The 2,294-nt window shown below is 75.1% G+C and carries 1 pseudogene; it reads left to right on the forward strand.

The features are described 5' to 3' along the window. Window positions 1-1,827: pseudogene (locus BST40_RS30970) on the forward strand (PE family protein); the annotation flags it as partial. Window positions 1,828-2,294 lie beyond the last annotated feature (467 nt).

A 2,294-nucleotide genomic window follows, 5' to 3' on the forward strand; every position in this document is an offset into this window, starting at 1 on the left:
GGCGCGGGCGGCGTCACCGGTGGCGGTGCCCAACCGACGCCCGGCGCCGCCGGCCTCAACGGCGGCGACGGTGGCGCCGGCGGGGCCGGCGGTCACGGTGGAGCCGGTGGGGCCGGCGGTGAAATCCGGTTCGGCCCGTTCGGCAGTCACCAAGGGGCTGGCGGGACCGGTGGTGCCGGTGGTGTCGGCGGGGCTGCTGGTGACGGCAGCGCCGGTGGAGTCGGCACGTGGAGCGTGAATAGCGGGATCGGCGGCGCCGGCGGTAATGGCGGTAGCCCCGGAGCCGGCGGAGCCGGCGGACAGGGCGGCAGCGGGTACGCCACGGGTCCGGCCGGGGCGGCCGGCGCCGCCGGGGCGACCCCCACCAGCGGTGGCAACGGCGGCGCCGGTGGGGCCGGCGCTGCCGGAAACATCGGCGAAAACGGCGGCACCGGTGGCGCCGGCGGCAACGGCGGGTTGGTGGGCAACGGCGGTAACGGCGGGGCAGGAGGTGCCGGCGGGATCGGCACCACCGGGGGCGCCGGTGTCAACCTGGGTGACAGCGGCGGCCCGGGCGGGACCGGCGGCGCCGGCGGCACCGGCGGGGTCGGCGGTAATGGTGGAGCCCACGCCGGTAGCGGCGGCCAAGGCGGCGCCGGCGGCGCCGGAGGCATCGGCGGGTCTGGCGGGACAGGCATGGATGGCGCCCCCGCGCCGCACCACGGCTATGCCGGTGGCCCTGGGGGCGATGGCGGTGCTGGCGGGGGCGGCGGCACCGGCGGCACCGGCGGCGCCGGCGGGAAGGCGCTCGCATCCACCGGCCACGAGGGCAGCCAGGGAGTTGGCGGCGACGGCGGCAACGGCGGTTCCGGCGGCAAGCCAGGCAACGGCGCCGACGGCGGGGCCGGCGACGACGGCGGCGGCGGCCCCGGCGGAAACGGCGGCAATGCCGGCGCCAGCGGCGCCGGCGGGATCGGCGGCACCGGCTCGACTCACGGCGCCAACGGGCTGACCGGCGACACCACCTGGGCCGGCGGCAACGGCGGCAACGGCGGCGCCGCTGCCGCCTTTTCCGCTGCAACCGGCGGCGACGGCGGCAACGGCGGCACCGGTGGTAGCGGAGTCAACGGTGCGGCCGGCGGCGCCGGCGGGTCCGGCGGCGCCGGCGGGACCGGTTTTCCCGGGTTCGGCGCCACCGGCGGCGGCCCGGGCGGGGCCGGCGGTAGCGGCGGCAACGGAGGCCAGGGTTCCCAAACCGGTGGCGTCGGCGGGGCCGGCGGCACCGGTGGGCCCGGCGGGTATGGCTACGTCGACTCCGGCGGGACTGGCGGGGTAGGAGGCGCCGGCGGCCATGGCGGCGCCGGTGGCCAAACCGGCGGTGTCGGCGGGCTCGGCGGAGCCGGCGGAGTCGGCGGGAACGACCTAGTTCACGGCGGCGTGGCCGGCGCGGGAGGCGCGGGTGGCGCCGGCGGGACCGGCGTCAACGGCGGGCAGGGCGGCGATGGCGGTGCCGGCGGCGGCGGTGGCAATTCCCAAGATTCCGGCTGGGGCGGCGCCGGCGGTAACGGCGGCAACGGCGGGGCCGGCGGCGATGGCACCAGCACCGGCGGCGGCGGCGGGACCGGCGGCAACGGCGGGACCGGTGGGACAGCTACGGATCCAAGCTATCCCGGCAACCTAGGCGGTACCGGCGGCACGGGAGGTTCCGGTGGCACCGGCGGCAGCGGTAGCGGCGGACCCGGTGGTGCTCCCGAAGGCGGACAAAGCGGCCAAGTCGGTGTGCTCGCCGGGCCTGGTGGCGTCGGGGGAGACGGCGGCCCCGGCGGCGCCGGCGGCCCGGCCGCGTAGTCCGGCGCATACCGGTGGCGTCGCCAGTCAGGCGCGAACTGCAGCCGATCGGGCTCGCGCAAACGTCTTGGCCGCGGACCCGGTGGCCCACCGCGTCGTTGCAGGCTTCGACGAAGCTGTTTGCATGGCCGCCTGGCCGGATTCGAAATGCCGAACCTATCCGAATTGTCGGCGAGTCCGGACTACCCGTCGCCAATTGCACGCAAAATCGAACACATTCTCCAAAAATATGTGCGGTTCTATTTCGCGCGAACCGCTGAAATCGCAGTTGGATAACGCTAAGTTGGTGATCGGCCACACGTTAAATTTCGCGGAGGCGCCACGCGGCATGTATGGATATGAAAATTCTGAAAGTTATTCGCGACGGCCGTCCTGTAGCGGAACTAACGTGGCTCTTCACAATCGAGGGTGTAGTTGGGGTCTGAATCCACCGGTTTCCAGTAGCGATCTGGCAATGTAGTTGGTGA

It is taken from the genome of Mycobacterium persicum (genome assembly GCF_002086675.1).
In the GTDB taxonomy this organism is placed as follows: Bacteria; Actinomycetota; Actinomycetes; order Mycobacteriales; family Mycobacteriaceae; genus Mycobacterium; species Mycobacterium persicum.